The organism is Enterococcus sp. AZ188, from assembly GCF_050544075.1.
GTDB lineage: Bacteria > Bacillota > Bacilli > Lactobacillales > Enterococcaceae > Enterococcus_D > Enterococcus_D entomosocium.
In genome coordinates this window covers 1,942,163-1,962,126 of the sequence record NZ_CP172943.1, presented here as the reverse complement: position 1 = coordinate 1,962,126, position 19,964 = coordinate 1,942,163, and the positions used below count along the sequence as shown (strand labels likewise).

Annotated in this window: 26 protein-coding genes; 25 read left to right on the top strand and 1 reads right to left on the bottom strand. The window is 42.5% G+C overall.

Going from position 1 to position 19,964, the window contains the following annotated elements; translation table 11 throughout:
• Positions 1 to 52 precede the first annotated feature (52 nt).
• The 4 genes from IGI86_RS09155 to IGI86_RS09140 all read left to right on the top strand — a co-directional run bounded on the left by IGI86_RS09155 (position 53) and on the right by IGI86_RS09140 (position 2,779).
• Entirely contained in the window at positions 53 to 259 is a 207-nt protein-coding gene (locus IGI86_RS09155) for a DUF3173 family protein (protein WP_430617178.1), read from the top strand.
• Complete coding sequence (locus IGI86_RS09150) at positions 252 to 1,430, top strand: tyrosine-type recombinase/integrase (RefSeq protein WP_430617177.1); 1,179 nt, start codon at positions 252 to 254, stop codon at positions 1,428 to 1,430. Before IGI86_RS09155 ends, IGI86_RS09150 begins: the two co-directional genes overlap by 8 nt.
• A 159-nt stretch (positions 1,431 to 1,589) precedes the next feature.
• Positions 1,590 to 2,465: an NAD(P)-dependent oxidoreductase gene (locus IGI86_RS09145; protein WP_005235572.1), complete on the top strand. Its 876-nt coding sequence runs from the start codon at positions 1,590 to 1,592 to the stop codon at positions 2,463 to 2,465.
• Positions 2,466 to 2,548: 83 nt separating this feature from the next.
• Positions 2,549 to 2,779, top strand: coding sequence for a YkuJ family protein (locus IGI86_RS09140; protein WP_005225886.1), 231 nt, complete (start codon positions 2,549 to 2,551; stop codon positions 2,777 to 2,779).
• 68 nt (positions 2,780 to 2,847) lie between these two features.
• Here the strand turns inward: IGI86_RS09140 and IGI86_RS09135 are convergent, their stop codons facing one another.
• Positions 2,848 to 3,789 carry a GIY-YIG nuclease family protein gene (locus tag IGI86_RS09135; protein ID WP_430617176.1) on the bottom strand — a complete coding sequence of 314 codons (942 nt, stop codon included), beginning with the start codon at positions 3,787 to 3,789 and terminating at the stop codon, positions 2,848 to 2,850.
• Between the two features lie 320 nt (positions 3,790 to 4,109).
• Between IGI86_RS09135 and fabT the strand changes: the two genes are divergently transcribed.
• From fabT to IGI86_RS09030, 21 genes are all read left to right on the top strand, one after another.
• A complete protein-coding gene (fabT, locus tag IGI86_RS09130) occupies positions 4,110 to 4,550 on the top strand; it encodes a fatty acid biosynthesis transcriptional regulator FabT (protein ID WP_008378199.1) in 441 nt (146 codons plus the stop codon).
• A gap of 9 nt (positions 4,551 to 4,559) precedes the next feature.
• On the top strand, positions 4,560 to 5,522 hold the full coding sequence (locus IGI86_RS09125) for a beta-ketoacyl-ACP synthase III (RefSeq protein WP_430617175.1): 963 nt from the start codon (positions 4,560 to 4,562) through the stop codon (positions 5,520 to 5,522).
• Positions 5,523 to 5,574: 52 nt separating this feature from the next.
• Positions 5,575 to 5,799, top strand: coding sequence for an acyl carrier protein (locus tag IGI86_RS09120; protein ID WP_005225890.1), 225 nt, complete (start codon positions 5,575 to 5,577; stop codon positions 5,797 to 5,799).
• Positions 5,800 to 5,922: 123 nt separating this feature from the next.
• Complete coding sequence (fabD, locus tag IGI86_RS09115; protein WP_034872550.1) at positions 5,923 to 6,846, top strand: ACP S-malonyltransferase; 924 nt, start codon at positions 5,923 to 5,925, stop codon at positions 6,844 to 6,846.
• Between the two features lie 9 nt (positions 6,847 to 6,855).
• Positions 6,856 to 7,593 (top strand): 3-oxoacyl-[acyl-carrier-protein] reductase, encoded by a 738-nt coding sequence (fabG, locus tag IGI86_RS09110; RefSeq protein WP_016620362.1) that lies wholly within the window; start codon positions 6,856 to 6,858, stop codon positions 7,591 to 7,593.
• 12 nt (positions 7,594 to 7,605) lie between these two features.
• A complete protein-coding gene (gene fabF, locus IGI86_RS09105; protein WP_016610185.1) occupies positions 7,606 to 8,844 on the top strand; it encodes a beta-ketoacyl-ACP synthase II in 1,239 nt (412 codons plus the stop codon).
• Positions 8,845 to 9,327, top strand: coding sequence for an acetyl-CoA carboxylase biotin carboxyl carrier protein (accB, locus tag IGI86_RS09100; RefSeq protein WP_016612188.1), 483 nt, complete (start codon positions 8,845 to 8,847; stop codon positions 9,325 to 9,327).
• 4 nt (positions 9,328 to 9,331) lie between these two features.
• Positions 9,332 to 9,760, top strand: a complete 429-nt coding sequence (gene fabZ / locus IGI86_RS09095) for a 3-hydroxyacyl-ACP dehydratase FabZ (RefSeq protein WP_061054244.1) — start codon at positions 9,332 to 9,334, stop codon at positions 9,758 to 9,760.
• Between the two features lie 7 nt (positions 9,761 to 9,767).
• Entirely contained in the window at positions 9,768 to 11,132 is a 1,365-nt protein-coding gene (locus IGI86_RS09090; protein ID WP_016620360.1) for an acetyl-CoA carboxylase biotin carboxylase subunit, read from the top strand.
• Between the two features lie 12 nt (positions 11,133 to 11,144).
• The gene (gene accD / locus IGI86_RS09085; RefSeq protein ID WP_005235586.1) at positions 11,145 to 12,014 is read left to right on the top strand and encodes an acetyl-CoA carboxylase, carboxyltransferase subunit beta; all 870 of its coding nucleotides are present in this window, start codon (positions 11,145 to 11,147) and stop codon (positions 12,012 to 12,014) included.
• Positions 12,007 to 12,792, top strand: a complete 786-nt coding sequence (locus IGI86_RS09080) for an acetyl-CoA carboxylase carboxyl transferase subunit alpha (RefSeq protein WP_430617174.1) — start codon at positions 12,007 to 12,009, stop codon at positions 12,790 to 12,792. Before accD ends, IGI86_RS09080 begins: the two co-directional genes overlap by 8 nt.
• A 190-nt stretch (positions 12,793 to 12,982) precedes the next feature.
• Positions 12,983 to 13,828, top strand: coding sequence for a transporter substrate-binding domain-containing protein (locus tag IGI86_RS09075; protein WP_005235588.1), 846 nt, complete (start codon positions 12,983 to 12,985; stop codon positions 13,826 to 13,828).
• Between the two features lie 22 nt (positions 13,829 to 13,850).
• Positions 13,851 to 14,540, top strand: a complete 690-nt coding sequence (locus IGI86_RS09070; protein WP_005225900.1) for an amino acid ABC transporter permease — start codon at positions 13,851 to 13,853, stop codon at positions 14,538 to 14,540.
• Between the two features lie 16 nt (positions 14,541 to 14,556).
• Positions 14,557 to 15,282 (top strand): amino acid ABC transporter ATP-binding protein, encoded by a 726-nt coding sequence (locus IGI86_RS09065; RefSeq protein ID WP_016612186.1) that lies wholly within the window; start codon positions 14,557 to 14,559, stop codon positions 15,280 to 15,282.
• A gap of 360 nt (positions 15,283 to 15,642) precedes the next feature.
• Complete coding sequence (locus IGI86_RS09060) at positions 15,643 to 16,167, top strand: YqeG family HAD IIIA-type phosphatase (RefSeq protein WP_008378174.1); 525 nt, start codon at positions 15,643 to 15,645, stop codon at positions 16,165 to 16,167.
• Between the two features lies 1 nt (position 16,168).
• Positions 16,169 to 17,287, top strand: coding sequence for a ribosome biogenesis GTPase YqeH (gene yqeH / locus IGI86_RS09055; RefSeq protein WP_061054243.1), 1,119 nt, complete (start codon positions 16,169 to 16,171; stop codon positions 17,285 to 17,287).
• A 15-nt stretch (positions 17,288 to 17,302) separates the two neighbouring features.
• Complete coding sequence (gene yhbY, locus IGI86_RS09050) at positions 17,303 to 17,614, top strand: ribosome assembly RNA-binding protein YhbY (RefSeq protein ID WP_005225905.1); 312 nt, start codon at positions 17,303 to 17,305, stop codon at positions 17,612 to 17,614.
• A 12-nt stretch (positions 17,615 to 17,626) separates the two neighbouring features.
• Positions 17,627 to 18,268, top strand: a complete 642-nt coding sequence (locus tag IGI86_RS09045) for a nicotinate-nucleotide adenylyltransferase (RefSeq protein ID WP_016620357.1) — start codon at positions 17,627 to 17,629, stop codon at positions 18,266 to 18,268.
• On the top strand, positions 18,258 to 18,857 hold the full coding sequence (gene yqeK, locus IGI86_RS09040; RefSeq protein ID WP_008378167.1) for a bis(5'-nucleosyl)-tetraphosphatase (symmetrical) YqeK: 600 nt from the start codon (positions 18,258 to 18,260) through the stop codon (positions 18,855 to 18,857). Before IGI86_RS09045 ends, yqeK begins: the two co-directional genes overlap by 11 nt.
• An 11-nt stretch (positions 18,858 to 18,868) precedes the next feature.
• Complete coding sequence (rsfS, locus tag IGI86_RS09035) at positions 18,869 to 19,210, top strand: ribosome silencing factor (protein WP_034878521.1); 342 nt, start codon at positions 18,869 to 18,871, stop codon at positions 19,208 to 19,210.
• Positions 19,210 to 19,938 (top strand): class I SAM-dependent DNA methyltransferase, encoded by a 729-nt coding sequence (locus tag IGI86_RS09030; RefSeq protein ID WP_016612181.1) that lies wholly within the window; start codon positions 19,210 to 19,212, stop codon positions 19,936 to 19,938. Before rsfS ends, IGI86_RS09030 begins: the two co-directional genes overlap by 1 nt.
• The last annotated feature ends 26 nt before the right edge of the window (positions 19,939 to 19,964 follow it).

Below are 19,964 nucleotides of genomic sequence, written 5' to 3'. Positions count from 1 at the left end.
CTTAATTACAGCATGTTGTTATGGGTAGTTTTTTCAAAAGGAGAATTATATAATGGAAACATGTACAAAACAAGATTTGATGGAGAAAGGATATCGGGAGTTTCAAGCAAGAGAAATAATTCGTGAAGCAAAGTTAATGTTAGTAAAAAAGGGCTGTCCTTTCTACTTGAGTAAAGGAAGAGGAAGAGTTCCGAAGTGGGCAGTAGAGGAAATTTTGGGTTACGAACTTGAGACAGGTGAGGTAGCTCAAAATGGGTAGGAAGCAAAATATTTATAAAGATTCGAATGGGTATTATTTCAAAGCTAATTTAGGGAAAGATCCGATCACTGGAAAAAGACTTACTAAAACGAAAAGAGGTTTTAAGACAGAGGCAGAGGCATATCGTGAGTATATGGTTTTTATGTTGAATCAGACTAACGATCAAGTGGTTTCTGATTCATATAGTAATGAGAATATGACTTTTAAGGATTTTAGGGATCAGATATATTTGGATTGGTATAAATCGAGAGTTAAGCCGAATACATTTAATCCAAGAAGATATTGTTTGCTCAAATATTTCGAAGTTTTTGAAAAAAAGAATATGCGTGATATTAGTGTTTTGGATGTACAAATATTTCAAAATAAGCTTTTATCAAGTGGTGTGTGCGGATCATATATTAATTTGTTGTGCTCTTTAATGGCTGGTATATGGGATAGAGCAAAAATCTTTGGGTTTGTTGAAGAAAATCCATTTCGTGCATTGGGAAGAATAAGGGTTGAAAAGAAAAAGATCAATTTTTGGACGTTGGATGATTTCAAAGTATTTGAGAAAAGCATTTTTACAACTAATCTCGAGAATAAAATTATGTTACATGAAAATCTATCGCAAACTGAATACTACGATTTTTTTCACTATTTATTTTATCGCTTTTTGTTTTTCACTGGCTTAAGATTTGGGGAGAGTGCTGCATTATTGTGGGAAAATATTGATTTAGATGAAGGAAAAATCAAGGTGCTGTATACAGTTGGTAATCGATCTAAAAAAAAGTCGGAACAATATCTATCTACTCCAAAATCGAAAAGTAGTGAAAGAACATTATTTATTGATAGCAGGACAATTTTATTGTTAAAAAAGTGGAGATATTATCAACGTTGTTCTGGTGACATAAAATTAGTGTTTAGCCACGACGATGTATTCATTGATGGAGCTTGGATGGGAGTTAAGTTCAAACGCTTGCAAGAGAAGTTTGGTCTTCCTAGAGCTACGTTGCATGACATGCGGCACTCACATGCTAGTTTACTTATTCATATGAAAGAGAATCCTAAAATGGTTCAAGAAAGATTAGGTCATGCCAAGATTGAAATGACATTAGACATATATTCTCATTTGTATCCGACAGAGAATTTTGATGTTGTTGATCGTTTAAATGCGATCAGCGGTAGAGAATAACGTACTATAATAGAAGCAAAATATTGGGATATGTTCTCACGAATGTTCTCACGAGAAAATAAAGGGGCTGTAACCGTTGATAGCAGTGGATTTGTTTCCCTTGTTCATGTTTTTAGCGTATACTAAAGACATGAACTTTTTTATTTTGGAGGGATCTGCATGAAATTAGGATTTATCGGTACTGGTGTCATGGGTCAAGCGATGGTTGGTCATCTCTTAGCTGCAGGACATACAGTGAATGTTTACAATCGGACGAAAGCAAAAACAGATGAACTCGTTGCGAATGGAGCAATTTGGTGTGACACCCCAACAGAAGTTGCATCAGAAAGTGAAATCATCTTTACAATGGTTGGGTATCCATCCGACGTTGAAGAGGTTTACTATGGGCCTCAAGGGATTTTTCAAACGGCTGTGACGGGCAAAACATTGGTGGATTTTACAACCAGCACACCTGATTTGGCAGAACGAATCTACCAGACAGCGAAGGAAAAAGGAGCAGCGAGTATTGATGCTCCAGTTTCTGGTGGTGATCTTGGTGCGAGAAACGCCACGCTAACGATTATGGTTGGTGGCGATGAAGAAGCTTACCAACAAGTAAAACCACTTTTTGAAGTATTAGGAAAGACGTTTCAACTTCAAGGAGGGGCTGGAAAGGGTCAGCATACGAAAATGGCCAATCAGATCATGATTGCCGGAACCATGACGGGGATGACAGAAATGCTGGTCTATGCGAACCAAGCGGGTCTAGATTTACCACGAGTGATTGACACCCTTTCTGGCGGTGGTGCAGCCAATTGGTCCATGACGAATTACAGTCCACGTATCCTAAAAGAGGATTATTCACCAGGTTTTTTTGTCAAACATTTCATCAAAGATCTGGGGATCGCTCTGGATGAAGCCAAGAAGATGGGATTGGATTTGCCGAGCACCACTTTAGCTAAAAAATTGTATGATCAGTTGGCTGAAAAAGGCTATGAAAATGACGGAACGCAGGCGCTGATTAAACTTTGGTGGCAAGATGGAAAAAAATCTTAAAATGACAAAAAAAATACGAAAAATCAATGCAAGATAGAGGATGTTTTGATACAATATAACGGACAGAAAAAGGAGGCTTACGAATGAAAAGTTCGCAATTAGTCGCTATCATCAAACGTTTAGAAGCGATGGTCGAAGCGCAAGACAATGAAGTTCAAGTACGTCGTTTTGAAAAAGAAGGCGTCGAAAAATGTACCGTTACTTATGACAACTCGACAGAAACGTTTGAATTAACGGAAGCAGAATCAAGTCAATCTTATCAATTTGATAATGTTGATATTGTAGCCATGGAAATCTATGATTTGATCCAATAAGAATGAGTGGGACGTTCGTCGTCGCTTTCTCATTTCTATACAGCAAGCCTACTTGGGCTTGCTGTTTTTTATTTTTCTGCTGCTTTTTCTTGGCGGTACAGGTGATTAAGGATGATCCCTAATGGATCGAGATCTTCTGGGGCTAAAGGCAGCGCAGCGCTTGATGGCGGAAGTGGCTGGAATATTTCTTCGGGAGAAAGAATGTTTGTTTGGATCAACTTGCCAAAGCTGACTTGATAGTATTTGAGTTGAGTCGTCTGTGATACTGGCTCCTCTAAGTCAAGGGGAATCGAAAAAATCACTTCCGGTTCTTGAATGAACTGATTGACCCTCACGATTTCTTGGTAAAAGCTTTCTGCTAAATGGATCTCTCGCTGCAGTACACTAGCTTGTTCAAACAATAAGTGATCAATCAGGTATGCCAAACGTTTTTTAAGGAGCGAAAAACAGTCGGTCTTCTTTCCTGCAAAAAAACAGCCGATCTCTCGCCACTTCTCTTCCAAGGAATACGCCTCCATTTGAGGGAGTTGCTTACGTAAGGTTAATAGCGTCAGTTCGTTGACAGTCGGCAATTGAAACGTTTCTGACAATAATTGAAACAACACAGGCAATTTTTTTGTTTGTCGAAAGGGGCCATAACTGCCAATTTGTGGTGTTTGAGTGATCGTGAAGCTATGATTCGTCAAATCAACAAAGCAATAGTTCGCTGAATGGTTCATTTGGCGGTTGTAGATAGGATGAAAAGCTTGGATCAAACGACATTCAAGTAATAGTGCATCCAATTCGGTATCTGTTTCGATGGTTTCAAAATCAACGACATTATAAACAAGTCGAAGTACCTTATTGGCATGCTGCTGGTTTTTTCGGAAGTAGGAAACGACACGCTGCTTCAATGATTTGGCTTTTCCCACATACAAGACTTCGTTGTGTTGATCTTTCATTAGATAAACGCCAGGCTTTTCAGGCAGTGCATTTGCTTTGTTTTTTAGAAACTCTTTGTTCGAATTCATCGATCTTTCCTCTCCTTCCTTCAAAGAGTAGCAGATGAGAGCGGAGAGAGCAACGTTTGCTGGCCGTTGACAAGAAAAAAATAGGAATAGAGTGGAGACAACGCAATGATAAACTTTGACATTCAAAGGAAATTTCTCTATAACGGAAACGGATTGTTTTGTCAACTCGCAGCTTTTAGAATCTTAGAAAATCAGTTCTCAAATAAAAATGTGCTTAAAAATAAAAAAAGTTCAAAAAAATTCTTGCATTTCTCAATAACTTCCGATATAGTTTGACTATCAAATGATTTGATTATCAAAGTATTCGGATGGTGAAGGTTATGGAACCCAATTTAGAAACAGTTAATGACTACTTAGTCAGCGTCTTTAATGACATCTTAGTGATTGAAGAATCTGAATTGAAAAAATCTCAATTCAAAGACCTTTCAATTACCGAAATGCATACCATCGAAGCCATCGGGATGTACAAAAAAAAGACCACGACTGAAGTTGCCAAAGAGCTTTCGATCACTGTTGGGACTTTGACCATCGCGATCAATCGTTTGGTGAAAAAAGAATATGTAGAACGGATTCGCAGTGAAGATGATCGGCGAGTCGTCAAACTAGGTTTGACGAAAAAAGGAAAACTCCTTTATCGTGTTCATCAGCATTTTCATCGTGAGATGGTGAAAGGTGTCTTGAGTCAGATGTCTCCTGAAGAGGAACAGGCACTGTTGAAAGCACTGAAAAATCTGCATGACTTTTTACAAGATTATAAGTGAGAATAATGGATGAATATGTTTGGAAAAATTACCGCGACTGCAAGTTATGTTCCAGAAAAAATCGTAACAAATGATGATCTATCAAATTTGATGGATACTTCAGATGAATGGATCCATTCTCGCACGGGAATCAAACGAAGAAGAGTCGCTGTCGGCGAAAACACTTCAGACCTTTGTATTCGCGTCGCTCAAACGCTCTTACAAGATGCTCAGCTTTCAGCAGAAAGTCTAGATTTTATCTTGGTAGCGACGATCACACCGGATTTTAATACACCGGCGGTTGCTTGCCAAGTCCAAGGGGCGATTGGGGCAGTCAATGCCTTTGCTTTTGATATCAGTGCAGCATGTGCTGGTTTCGTGTATGCATTGTCTATGGCTGAAAAACTGATTCGAACGGGCGCTAAAAAAGGATTGGTCATCGGTGGAGAAGTACTTTCAAAAGTCTTGGATTGGAACGACCGTTCGACGGCTGTTTTATTCGGAGATGGTGCCGGCGGTCTATTGTTGGAAGCATCTTCAGAGCAGTATTTGCTCAAAGAGTCTTTAAAAGCAGATGGGACGCGAGGCATGTCCTTAACATCTGGTTTTCGCACGAATGAGAATCCTTTTTCACAAAACGCTCCGGCGTATAGTGCTTGTATGCAAATGATTGGACGAGAAATCTTTGATTTTGCGACGCGTGATGTGGTCGCCTCGATCAATGATCTGACACAAGATGAAGCAATCGATTATTTTTTGCTTCACCAAGCAAATTCACGTATTTTAGACAAAGTTGCTCGCAAGCTGAAGCAGCCCCGTGAGAAATTTTTGCAAAATATGCAAGATTATGGCAATACTTCGGCAGCCTCGATTCCGTTATTGCTAGATGAAGAAATCAAACGAGGTACACTGTCACTTGGCAGTGGTCAAAAAGTGGTGTTCTCAGGTTTTGGCGGCGGATTAACATGGGGAACTATGTTAGCCACCTTATAACTTGTTCACGAAACAAAATTACTATTGAAAAACACATTGGAGGAATATACACATGGTATTCGAAAAAATTCAAGAAATCGTAGCAGAAGAATTAGGAAAAGAAAAAGAAGAAATCAAATTGAACACAAACATCCAAGAAGATTTAGAAGCAGACAGCTTGGATCTTTTCCAAATCATTAACGAGATCGAAGATGAATTCGATGTGAAGATCGAAACAGAAGATGGTATCACAACCGTTGAAGATCTAGTTAAATATGTAGAAAAACAACAAGCATAAAACAAAGGCTAGGCAGACAGCCTAGCCTTTCCTTTTTAAGAACGTGTTTTTGCTGATTCATAGACGAACTGCAAGAAGCCATGTTCTCCAACGACAACGATCAAAGTAATGAAGGAGTACAAGATGAAGACAGCCTTTTTATTTAGCGGTCAAGGCGCACAGTACCCCAAAATGGGAGAAGAGCTCTATCACCAAGAAGCCATCGTTCGTGAGACTTTTGAACAAGCCAGCACCATTCTAGGATATGATATGGCGGAGCTATGCTTTACTGAAAACGAACGTTTAAACCAGACGGAATATACGCAGCCTGCCATCTTAACGGTAAGTACGGCTTTTTGGCGTCTTTTGGATGCGCAAGGAATCAAAGCAGATGCTGTTGCTGGCTTGAGTTTAGGCGAATATACAGCCTTAGTCGCTAGTGGTGCGCTTGATTTCCAGACAGCAGTCGCATTGGTACAAAAGCGCGGTCGGTATATGGCAAGTGCGGCGCCAGCAGGTGTTGGGAAAATGGTTGCTGTGATGAACACACCCGCTGAAACGATTGAAGAAATCTGTAAAGAAGCAAGTCAAGTGGGGATCGTGACACCAGCGAATTACAATACGCCGCAGCAGATCGTCATTGGCGGTGAAGCGCCGGCAGTGGATAAAGCGGTGGAATTGTTACAAGCTGCTGGAACCAAACGGGTGATTCCTTTAAATGTCAGCGGTCCTTTCCATACCGCTTTGTTGGAACCCGCATCGCAGCAATTAGCACAGGAATTAGCTCAAATTACCTTTGATGAGTTGCAAGTACCTGTCATCAGCAATACGACCGCGCAGCCAATGCAGCAAGACCAAATCAAGGAACTGTTGACGCTGCAAGTGAAATCGCCAGTGCGTTTTTACGAAAGCATTGCGACACTGAAGCAGCTTGGCATCCAACAAGTCATCGAGATCGGACCAGGAAAAGTATTGAGCGGTTTTATGAAGAAAATAGACAAAGAAATCCAGACTGCGCGTGTAGAAGATAGCCAAACGTTGGCAGATACACTAGCCCGATTCAACTAGGAGGAATTTATGGATCTGCAAAATAAAAACGTCTTTGTAACTGGTAGCTCGCGAGGGATCGGTTTTACTATCGCGGAAGCCTTTGCCAAAGAAGGAGCGAATATCGTTTTAAATGGACGAAAAGAAATTCCCCAGTCACTGATCGATCGCATCACCAGCTACGGCGTGAAATGTGTAGCGATCAATGGGGACATTTCTGATTTTGATCAAGCGGCAGCCATGCTTTCGGAAGCAGAAGCGGCAGTCGGACCGATCCACATTTTGGTCAATAATGCCGGGATCACGAATGACAAATTATTGTTGAGAATGAAACCGGAAGATTTTGATTCCGTGATCAAAATCAATTTGACTGGTACCTTCAATATGACGCAGCACGCGCTGAAAAAAATGATGAAGCTGCGAGAAGGCCGCATCATCAATTTGACGAGTGTGGTCGGCTTGACAGGAAATATCGGGCAAGCCAACTATGCGGCAAGTAAAGCCGGCGTGATCGGTTTTACGAAATCTGCCGCTCGTGAAGGTGCTGCTCGGGGGATTACCTGCAATGCGATCGCCCCAGGATTTATCGAAACAGAGATGACTGAGGTGCTGTCGGATAAAGTCAAAGAACAATCATTGGCAACTATTCCATTACAGCGTTTTGGTTCAACACAGGATGTTGCTCAAACAGCAGTCTTTTTAGCAAAAAGCCCCTACATCACTGGTCAGGTGATCAGTGTAGACGGCGGGATGGCAATGCAAGGGTAGGAGGAAGAATAGATGAATCGAGTAGTAGTTACAGGATACGGCGTCACTTCTCCAATCGGAAATGACCCAGAAACATTTTTAGCAAGTTTACAAAACGGGACCAACGGCATCGGCCCGATTACAAAATTTGACGCCGAAGCAACAGGGATCTCAGTTGCTGCTGAAGTCAAAGATTTTCCGTTAGAAAAGTACTTCGTTAAAAAAGATACGAAGCGGATGGATCTTTTTTCCATTTATGGAATTTATGCGGCCTTAGAAGCGATGGAAATGGCGAAGTTAGATACAGAAACCATTGATGTGGATCGTTTTGGCGTGATGGTTGGTTCGGGGATCGGCGGCTTGCCAACGATTCAAGACCAAGTGATTCGAATGCATGACAAAGGAGCAAATCGGGTATCACCAATGTTCGTACCGATGTCGATCGTAAATATGGTTGCCGGCAACATTGCGTTACGGGTAGGTGCGAAAGGCATTTGTACGACGACTGTTTCCGCCTGTGCTTCTGGTACCCATTCAATCGGTGAAGCTTTCCGAAACATCAAGCATGGCTATGCAGATGTCATGATCGCTGGTGGTTCAGAAGCGACGATCTGTGAAATCGGTATTGCTGGTTTTGCTTCGCTGACGGCGTTAACCACTGAATCAGACCCTGACAAAGCTTCCGTTCCGTTTGATAAAAATCGTAGTGGATTTGTCATGGGTGAAGGCGCTGGCGTCTTCATTTTAGAATCATTGGCGCATGCACAAAAACGTGGGGCAACGATTTTAGGTGAAGTCGTAGGGTACGGTGCGAACTGTGATGCCTACCATATGACTGCGCCAAACCCTGATGGATCAGGTGCTGGAAAAGCAATGAAATTAGCGATGCAAGAAGCGGCGATTACCCCAGCTGAAGTTGGTTACATCAATGCCCACGGTACAAGCACGCCCGCCAATGACAGTGCAGAAGCGACATCGATCCAATACGGATTGGGCGAAGACTATAAAAAACCATATGTCAGCAGTACAAAGTCAATGACTGGTCATTTGCTTGGGGCGGCTGGTGGAATCGAAGCCATTGCTTCACTATTAGCATTACAACATCAATTTATTCCACCAACCATCAACGTGACAGAACAAGATCCTGAGATCGACTTGAACGTTGTTATCAATCAAAGCCAACCAGCAGAATTGACCTATGCCATGAGTAATTCACTTGGGTTTGGCGGTCATAATGCAGTGATCTTGCTGAAACGTTGGGAGGAAGCGTAATTGGAAACACATGAGATAAAAGAGCTGCTCAGCCAATTCGATCAATCGACGTTAACTGAGCTTCAATTAAAAAAAGAGACGTTTGAACTTTATTTTAATAAAAATACGACAAGTGGGCTACAAAATGCACAATCTACACCTGCGCCTGCTCCTGCAGCGAATGCTGCGCCAACTCCTGTTGTACCAACGCCTGCTGTCTCAGCGACACCTGACACAGTAGAAGCGGCAAAACCTGTCTTAGAGGGCAAAGAAGTTGTCTCGCCATTAGTGGGTGTCGTTTATTTGAAACCAAGTCCTGACAAAGATAACTTTAAGCAAATCGGCGATCACGTGAAAAAAGGCGATATTCTTTGTATCGTTGAAGCGATGAAAGTCATGAATGAAATCGTCAGCGACGTCGATGGCGAATTGGTTGAAGTCTTGGTTGAAAGCGAACAAATCGTTGAATTCAATCAACCATTATTCCGTGTGAAAGAAGGGTAAAGCAATGAGCGCATTAACGATTCAAGAAATCAAAGAAATCATCCCTCATCGTTATCCGATGCTTTTAGTGGATCGCGTTGAGGAGTTAGAAGAAGGCAAACGGGTCATTGCGAAGAAAAACGTTACCATTAATGAGCCGTTTTTCCAAGGCCATTTTCCCCATGAACCAGTGATGCCTGGAGTATTGATCGTGGAAGCAATGGCGCAAGCAGGTGCTGTGGCATTATTGTCATTGGAAGACTTTCGTGGGAAAACTGCCTACTTTGGCGGTTTAGACAAAGCAAAATTCAGAAAAAAAGTAACACCAGGCGATACCTTGATCTTAGAAGTAGAAATAATCAAAGTAAAATCTGCAGCCGGCATCGGCAAAGGAATTGCCTATGTTGATGGGAAAAAAGTGGCGGAAGCAGAATTGACTTTCATGATTGGATAGGTGAGACATGTTTTCTAAAGTATTGATCGCAAACCGTGGCGAAATCGCCGTACGTATCATTCGCGCTTGTCGCGAATTAGGTATTCAAACGGTCGCCGTTTATTCAGAAGCAGATAAAGAAGCGTTGCACACAGAGCTTGCCGATGAAGCGATTTGTATCGGACCTGCCAAAGCAGCTGACTCTTATTTGAATGTACAGCAGATCCTAAGCGCTGCGATCGTCACAAAGGCTGAGGCGATCCATCCCGGCTTTGGCTTTCTTTCAGAGAATAGCCGTTTTGCTGCGATGTGCGAGGAATGCAATATCGTCTTTATTGGGCCAAAGAGTGAGACTATCGATGCAATGGGAAACAAAATCAATGCAAGACGCTTGATGATCGAAGCAGAAGTACCGGTCATTCCCGGAAGCAAAGGCGCGATTTCTGATGTGGAAGAAGCTTTAACGATCGCTGAAGAGATTGGTTACCCGGTCATGCTCAAAGCAGCAGCCGGCGGTGGCGGTAAAGGGATACGGAAAGTCGCCGATAAAGAAGCGTTACCACATCATTTTGCTTCGGCACAGCAAGAGGCGAAAGCGGCATTTGGCAACGATGAAATGTACATTGAAAAAATCATTTACCCTGCTCGACACATAGAAGTGCAAGTGTTAGGTGATTCTTTTGGTAATATTATCCACCTTGGTGAACGCGATTGCTCGCTGCAACGCAACAACCAAAAAGTGTTGGAAGAATCTCCTTCTGTGGTGATTTCTGAAAGCAAACGAGCAGAGCTAGGAGAAGCAGCGGTACGTGCCGCACAAGCGGTAGGGTATCGCAATGCCGGCACGATCGAGTTTTTAATGGCAGACACTGGGGCGTTTTATTTCATGGAAATGAACACTCGAATCCAAGTGGAACACCCCATCACTGAAATGGTGACGAACATTGATCTAGTCAAAAAACAACTCGAAGTTGCTAGTGGTGAACCGCTAGGCTTGACACAAACAGACATCAAGATGACAGGTGCGGCAATCGAATGTCGGATCAATGCAGAAAATCCAGCCTTCAATTTTGCACCGTCACCAGGAAAGATCAACAATTTATTTCTGCCTGGTGGAGGCTTGGGTGTACGGGTAGACAGTGCCATGTATTCCGGCTATACGATCCCGCCTTATTATGATTCCATGATCGCTAAAGTGATCGTTCACGGCGAGAACCGTTTTGAAGCATTGATGAAAATGCAGCGGGCATTAGCTGAATTAGTGACCGATGGTGTCATTACGAATGCAGAATTCCAAATGGACTTGATCAGTCACCCGAAAGTGATTGCGGGAGACTATACAACCGCCTTTTTACAAGAGGAATTTTTGCCAAATTGGACACCTGAACAATAGGAGGGAAGTTGAGTGGCTTTATTTAAGAAAAAAAACTACATTCGCATCAATCCTAATCGAGGTCAGCTGCCAACGAACGAACCAGTCGTCCCAGATAATCTTTGGGCGAAATGTCCTAGTTGCAAACGAACGCTTTATACGAAGGAGATGGGGGCAGAAAAAGTCTGTCCCCACTGCGGGTATAATTTCCGGATCAGCGCCTGGGAACGGATCGCTATCACGATTGATGAAAAAAGTTTTGAAGAATGGGACACAGATGTTACCACAAAAGATCCCCTTGATTTCCCAGGGTACCTGGATAAAGTCGCACAAATGCAAGAAAAAACTGGTTTGCATGAGGCTGTTCTAACGGGAGAAGCCAAAGTTCGAGGATTGCCGTTAGCAATCGGTGTCATGGATGCGAATTTCATCATGGGCAGTATGGGAACGGTCGTGGGGGAGAAAATCACCCGTTTGTTTGAACGTGCGATCGAAAAACAGCTACCAGTTGTTCTTTTTACCGCTTCGGGTGGGGCTCGGATGCAAGAAGGGATTTTGTCACTGATGCAAATGGCAAAAATCTCTGCGGCGGTAAAACGCCACAGTAAAGCTGGCTTGTTTTATCTAACGGTTTTAACGGACCCGACCACCGGTGGCGTTACCGCTAGTTTTGCGATGGAAGGGGATATCATCCTGGCAGAACCGCAAGCATTGATCGGTTTTGCTGGACGACGTGTGATTGAACAAACCATTCGTCAGGAACTACCTGAAGATTTTCAAAAGGCAGAGTTCCTGTTAGATCATGGCTTTGTCGATCAAATCGTTCCACGGACGAACTTGCGGGAGAAAATCTACCATTTGATTTCTTTGCATACGCGGAAAGGATGGAATCGCAATGACTAGAGCAGCCCACGAAATCGTTGAACTCGCTCGCAGCAAAGACCGCTTGACGGCACTGGATTACTTTGAAGGCATTTTTTCTGAGTTTGAAGAGTTTCATGGAGACCGTCTGTTTGGCGAAGATGAAGCCGTTGTTGGCGGGATAGCTTGTTTAGATGGCAAGCCAGTGACCGTGATCGGTATTCAAAAAGGCCGTAATCTACCTGAAAATTTACGCAGAAACTTTGGCTCACCACATCCTGAAGGCTATCGAAAAGCGTTACGCCTAATGAAGCAAGCAGAAAAATTTCAGCGACCTGTGGTCACATTGATCAATACAGCAGGGGCGTTTTGTGGTATTGGCGCGGAAGAACGGGGAGAAGGTGAAGCGATTGCCCGTAACTTGATGGAAATGTCCGATTTAACGGTGCCGATCTTGGCAATCATCATTGGTGAAGGCGGCAGCGGCGGTGCCTTAGGACTGGCATTAGGCGATGAGGTTTGGATGATGGAACATTCGATCTATGCCATTTTATCTCCCGAAGGCTTTGCTTCGATCCTATGGAAAGATGGTAGCCGGGCCAAAGAAGCTGCTGGTTTAATGAAGATCACTGCCCAAGAACTATTTGAATTAGGCGTTATTGAAAAAGTGATTGCTGAAACCCATGAAGAGGCCTTTTTACCGAAAGAGCAATTGATGGAACAGATGAAAGCGGCAATTTCAACGAAACTCGCTGAACTTTCTACGTTGCAAACAGAAGAATTGCTTGAGGCAAGGTATCAGCGTTTTCGCCGATTTTAACAACTAGGATATCCACTCTGATTAGAGAGAGGGTATCCTAGTATTTTTTTATTAAAAGTGTTATTGAATAAATCGTGCAAATGACGAAGTTTTTAGTTTAAAATTTAATTATTCTGTGCTATTATGTATATATTCTGAATATAAGAAGATTATATTGCATAAATATTTGTTTTGAAGAGGAGCGTTTTTAATGAAAAAATTATTTGGAGCACTTGTTGTATTGACGGGGATTTTGGTTTTAGGAGCTTGTGGAAATGGCGGCTCATCGAGTACTGGCAGTTCTAGTGCCAGCGGTTCGGCGGATAACCAATTGGAAGCCATCAAAGCAGCCGGTGTGTTAAATGTGGCAACTTCTGCTGACTTTGCCCCCTTTGAATTTCATGCCTTGATTGATGGCAAAGATACGATCGTGGGCGCAGATATCGATATGGTCAATGAGATCGCTGATCGTCTTGGTGTCGAAGTGAATATTTTGGACCTTGATTTCAATGCTGTCTTGACTGCTTTGCAACAAGGAAAAGCCGATATCGCTGTTTCAGGCATCTCAGCAACTGACGAACGTAAACAGACTTTTGATTTCACCGATAACTATTTTACACCAGAACAAAAAGTAGTTGTTAATAAAAACAATGAGTCGGCATTTGATTCAATCGAAAGCTTGTCTGGCAAAAAGGTGGGCGCTCAAAAAGGCTCGATCCAAGAAATGATCGTTCAAGACCAATTAGCGGATTCGCAATTGGTTTCCATCGCCAAAGTTCCGAATCTAGTCAATGAATTGAAACAAGGATCGATCGACGGTTTGGTGCTTGAAAGTGCGGTGGCTGAATCGTATGTTGCACAAAATGATGACCTCGTGATCACTGATGTAGCATTAGAAGCGTCTGAAGGCGATTCTTATGCAATTGCTTTACCTAAAGGGAGTACCGAACTACAAGAAGAGCTAAACAGTATTTTGAAAGAATTGATTGAAGATGGTACAATCGATGAGTATGTACAAAAGAACACAGATCTAGCCAACGAAAATGCGGCGCAATAGATAGAACGGAGTAGACACAATTATGGATTTATCCTTTTTAGCGATATATTACCCTTATTTTCTTTCTGGTGTGGTGATCACCATCGTGATCTCTATCATCACCGTGATCTTTGGAACGATTCTAGGGGTGATTTTTGCCCTAATGAAATTATCAAAAGTGACGCCTTTGCGCTGGTTTGCTAATGCGTATATTGAAGTCATCCGCGGCACACCAATGTTGGTGCAGATATTGATCGCTTTTGGTCTTTTGCAAGGCATGTTTGCCTTGCCGACAGTCTCGATCGGTGTGTTGAGTCTTGATTTTGGGCGGTTATTTCCTGGAATCATTGCGCTCTCGCTTAATTCTGGGGCATATGTTGCTGAGATCGTCCGAGGGGGAATCAATGCCGTTGATTACGGTCAAACAGAAGCGGCTGGTTCTTTAGGGCTGCGGCCTTTTCAAACGATGCGTTATGTCGTATTGCCACAAGCACTACGCAACATCTTGCCGCCACTAGGCAATGAATTTATCGTTTTGATCAAGGATTCCTCTTTGCTTTCAACGATCGGCATCTACGAGCTGATGAACAGTGCGCAGATCGTTGTCACCAGTTCTTTCCAACCATTAACGCCTTTCTATGTGGCGGCGGTCATTTATTTCATCTTGACGTTTACGACTTCGCGACTATTGAGTTTATGGGAAAAGAAACTAGGAAAAGGCTATCGTCGTTAAAAGGAGAAGACAAGCTATGATGTTAGATATTCAAGAGTTACACAAAACCTTTGGCAGCAATCAAGTGCTAAAAGGGATCACAACGACGATCGAGCAAGGAGAAGTCGTTGTGGTGATTGGACCATCTGGTTCAGGAAAAAGCACGTTCTTACGCTGTTTAAACTTACTAGAAGTACCGACAAGCGGAAAAATCTTTTTTGAAGGAACCGATATTACCGATCCAAAGAATGATTTGTATAAAATGCGGGAAAAAATGGGCATGGTTTTTCAAAATTTCAATCTTTTTCCGAATATGACGGTTTTAGAAAACATTACTTTGTCCCCGACGAAAGTCAAAAAGGTAGCAAAACCAGCTGCTGAAACACTAGCAAAGCAACTATTGAATGATGTAGGTCTGCCTGATAAGGCAAACTCCTATCCACAAAGTCTATCTGGTGGACAAATGCAACGGATCGCTATTGCACGTGCCTTGGCGATGGAACCGGATGTGATGCTCTTTGATGAACCGACTTCTGCGTTAGACCCTGAAATGGTTGGCGAAGTATTGTCCGTTATGCAGCGTTTGGCTCAGCAAGGAATGACGATGGTCATCGTCACTCATGAAATGGGCTTTGCGAAGGAAGTCGCGGATCGGATTTTATTTATGGATCAGGGAATCATTATGGAGGAAGGAACGCCAGAACAGCTCTTTGATCATCCGAAAAACCCGAGAACCATTGATTTTTTAAGTAAAGTATTGTAAAATGCGAGAAGCTCGCAGTTGCAAATGACAATTTTGGACTTTTTCTAAGCATCCTTTCAGTAAAAGGATGCTTTTTTGACGGAAAAAAAGACTACTTTAAAGAAGTGATGGAACAAACTGTTGTTTCGACACCTTCGTTTTTCAGTTCTTTTACAAGAAACCTGCAGAAACTAGCGCACTTGCTAGTATTCAAAAAGATTCTATTGTATAATTACAGGTTGAAGAGGTCTGATCCTTTTAGAAACTGCCTGCTTGCTTGTCAACAGCTAGTACGGTTTCTTTTTAAAGATCGACTATGTGGATCGATGACTAGTCGCCGACTTTTAACATGCGAAGAAATCAGATAGTAAAGGAGATTCTATGTTTTCAAATTATAAACCGACTTGGATGGTCGATGCGATTTATAAAATCACCCCTAGCCAACTAAAGGCACAGGGGATCAAAGGGATTTTGACCGATCTTGATAATACCTTGATTGCTTGGAATAATCCTGATGGAACCGAAGAATTAAAAAACTGGTTATTGGAAATGAAAAACGCTGGCATACCGGTGATTGTCGTTTCTAACAACAATAGTGAACGCGTGGCACGGGCTGTTGCGCCTTTTGGTTTAAAGTACGTACACCGCGCATTAAAACCTTTTTCAAGAGGGATCAAACAAGGGTATCAGCAATTAGGCTTGAAAAAAGAAGAGGTTGTCATGATCGGCGATCAGATTATGACGGATGTACGAGGTGCCAATCGTGCTGGTGTTCGCAGCATTCTAGTGAAACCAGTGATCCCAACGGATTCTTGGAAAACCCAGTTTAATCGAGCAGCAGAAAGAAAAATCATGAACTATTTATTGAAACACAACCCAGAGTTAAAATGGCGTGGAGGAATTTAATATGACAGAAGGAATCGAACAAATTCACTGTATCGGCTGCGGGGCATTGATTCAAACAACAAATCCTAACGAATTGGGGTACACCCCGCAATCTGCATTAGAAAAAGGACTTGAATCAGGAGAAGTCTATTGTCAACGCTGCTTCCGCTTGCGCCATTATAATGAGATTCAAGATGTCGCGCTGACAGACGATGATTTCCTACGTTTGCTGAATGAAATCGGGGAAAAAGACGCCTTGATCGTTAATGTCGTCGATATTTTTGACTTTAATGGTTCATTGATCCCAGGACTGCACCGCTTTGTTGGTGATAATCCTGTTTTATTAGTGGGCAACAAGGTGGATATTTTACCGAAATCTTTGAAAAAATCGAAAATGACCCAATGGATGAAGGAACGGGCTCACGAAGTCGGTTTAAGACCCGTCGATGTATTGTTGACGAGTGCCAAGAAACCGGGTGAAACCCAAGCGTTGCTACAAGCGATCGAAACGTATCGTGAAGGTCGTGATGTGTATGTGGTTGGTGTGACGAATGTTGGAAAATCAACATTGATCAATCAAATCATCAAACAAACAGCAGGGATCAACGAGCTGATCACCACTTCGCGATTCCCTGGAACTACATTGGATAAAATTGAGATTCCATTGGACGACGGGCACTTTTTGATCGACACACCAGGAATCATTCATCGTCATCAAATGGCACACTATTTAGGTAAAAAAGATCTGAAAATCGTGGCACCAGCCAAAGAAATTAAACCGAAAGTGTATCAATTGAACCCTGAACAAACCTTGTTCTTAGGGGGACTTGCCCGTTTTGATTTCATACAAGGAGAACGAAGTTCGTTTGTTGCCTATGTAGCGAATGATGTGGCGATCCATCGGACCAAATTAAGTAAAGCCGATGAATTTTATGAGAAACATGTTGGTGGGCTGCTGCAGCCGCCACGAGCCGATGAAGTGGCGGATTTTCCTGAACTCGTCCGTTTCGAATTTTCAATCAAAGAAAAAACCGATATCGTTTTTGCTGGACTTGGCTGGATCACGATCACCAAACCATGTGTCATCGCCGGGTGGGCGCCAAAGGGTGTCGATGTGCTTAGACGTAAAGCATTAGTATAAGGAAGAAGGAAGAATATGGACTTACGAGGAAAACAAAAAAGATTTTTACGAAGTGAAGCGCACCATCTAAACCCGATTTTTCAAATCGGCAAAGGCGGCTTGAATGACGCGATGATGGCGCAAATTGAAGAAGCACTAGAAAAACGAGAATTGATCAAAGTCTCATTACTCCAAAATACCGATGAGGTTGCTGACGAAGCAGCTGAAACGATCCGTGAGAAAGTTGGCTGTGAAGTGGTCCAGATCATCGGACGAGTGATCGTTTTATTCAAACCGTCTAGTAAAGAAAAATACCAAACGATTTCAAGCAAAGTTCGTTCAATTTAGGAGGGAGAAGGCATGCAAGGACAAACATTTGGAAAGGTACAAACGGTTTTAGAGACACAAACACAAGAACTTGTACCGAAAAAGCAAGTGGGCATTCTTGGTGGAAATTTTAATCCAGTACACTACGCACATCTGGTCATGGGTGAGCAAGTAGGGCAAGCATTAGGGCTGGATAAAGTTTATTTCATGCCTGAGTATTTACCGCCTCATGTTGATGAGAAAAAGACAATCCCCGCTGAGCATCGTTTAGCGATGTTGAAGTTGGCGATCGCCGATAATCCGCGATTTGCTGTAGAGACCATTGAGTTGGAACGAAAAGGTAAGAGTTATACGGTTGATACGATGCGGGAATTGACAGCTAAGAATCCAGATACTAATTATTATTTTATCATTGGCGGGGATATGGTGAACTATTTACCAAAATGGCATCAAATCGATGAGCTGATGGAATTGGTAACTTTTGTGGGGGTTCGCCGCCCGGAAGTGCCGATCGATAGCCCATACCCGATTATTTGGATCGATATTCCTCTAATGGATGTCAGCTCAACAACAATTCGTAAAAAAGTGCAACAAGGTTGTTCGGTTCGCTACTTATTGCCAGATAATGTGTTACACTATATTCAAGAAAAGGGGTTGTACTTGGATGAAGAGTGAACACTACACACAAGCAGAACGGGAACTTTTGATGCAAAAGGTCCAAATGCAGATGAGTCAAAAGCGCTTTGAGCATGTGTTGGGTGTCGAAAAAACGGCCGTTGCCCTTGCGGAAAAATATGGTGCTTCACCGGTCAAAGCCAGCATCGCTGCTTTGACGCATGATTATGCGAAGGAACGCAGCGATGAAGAATTTCAATTAGTCATTCGTAGAGACGGATTTGAATTGGATCTCTTGAACTGGAACAATGCTATCTGGCATGGACTCGTCGGTGCTGATTTCGTTCAACGAGAATTAGAAATCGATGACGAAGAAATCTTACAAGCGATCCGTTTGCACACAACCGGAGCTGCCAAGATGAGCCTACTAGATAAAATCATCTATGTAGCAGATTATATCGAACCCGGGCGTACGTTTCCTGGAGTCGTTGAGGCTAGGGAAATCGCAATGATCGACTTAGATGCCGCTGTTGCTTACGAAACGAAACATACCTTGCTTCATTTGATCGAAACAGAAGCAGTTATCTACCCAAAAACGATCGAAACCTACAATTTTTGGGTAGCCAAATATAGGAGGGAATTACCATAGATAGTCAGAAAATATTAGAAATTGCTGTAAAAGCCGCCGATTCAAAACATGCCGAAGATATTATGGCATTAGATGTGCGGGAAATCTCTTTGCTAGCAGATTACTTTGTGATCTGTTCAGGAAATAGTGAACGTCAAATCAATGCGATCATTGATGAAGTCATCGATAAAGAAGAAGAAAGTCAAGTATCTGTTCGCCGTGTCGAAGGAAAAGATGGTGGAAAATGGGTCTTGATCGACTTAGGTGACGTAATCGTTCACGTATTCAGTGCCTCAGAACGTGCTTTTTACAACCTAGAAAAATTATGGTCTGATGCGCCGCTTGTGGATCTTAATGAATGGGTCGTGGCGTAATGGCTTACGAAACCTTCGCATTTGTCTATGACGAAGTAATGGATTCCAGTCTCTATAAAAAGTGGCTGGATTTTTCTTGTCGTCATTTAGGAAAAAGAAAACAGCTGTTAGAATTGGCTTGTGGAACCGGTGCGTTAGCCGTTGAATTTGCCAAGGCTGGGTTTGATGTGACTGGGTTAGATCTTTCAGAAGAGATGCTGATGATCGCTAGTCAACGGGCTGAAAAAGAAGAGGCGGCTGTGCAATTTGTTGCGGGTGACATGCTGGATCTCGTAGATATTGGCACCTATCAAGCTATTACTTGCTATTCTGACTCCCTTTGCTACATGGAAGACGAGCAGAGTGTGCAGCAAGTTTTTGATGGTGTTTACAGTTGTTTAGAAGAAGATGGCGTCTTTTTATTTGATGTGCATTCCTTATATCAAATCAATGAAGTGTTTCCTGATTATAGCTACCATTACCAGACGGATGAATTTGCCTTTCTTTGGGAAAGCTATCAAGGAGAAAAAGACCATAGCATTGAACATTTCTTGACCTTTTTTGTTGCACAAGAGAATGGGTTGTTTGAACGCTTAGATGAGCTTCATCAAGAAAGAACCTATCCTCTCGAAAGCTATTTAAGAATGTTAGAAAATGCTGGTTTTGCTAATGTTGAATGCTACGCTGATTTTATCGATACAAAACCAAATGAAAAAAGCCGTCGCTGGTTTTTTGTCTGCCATAAGTAACCGTTATGTAAAACAGGAGGGATGTC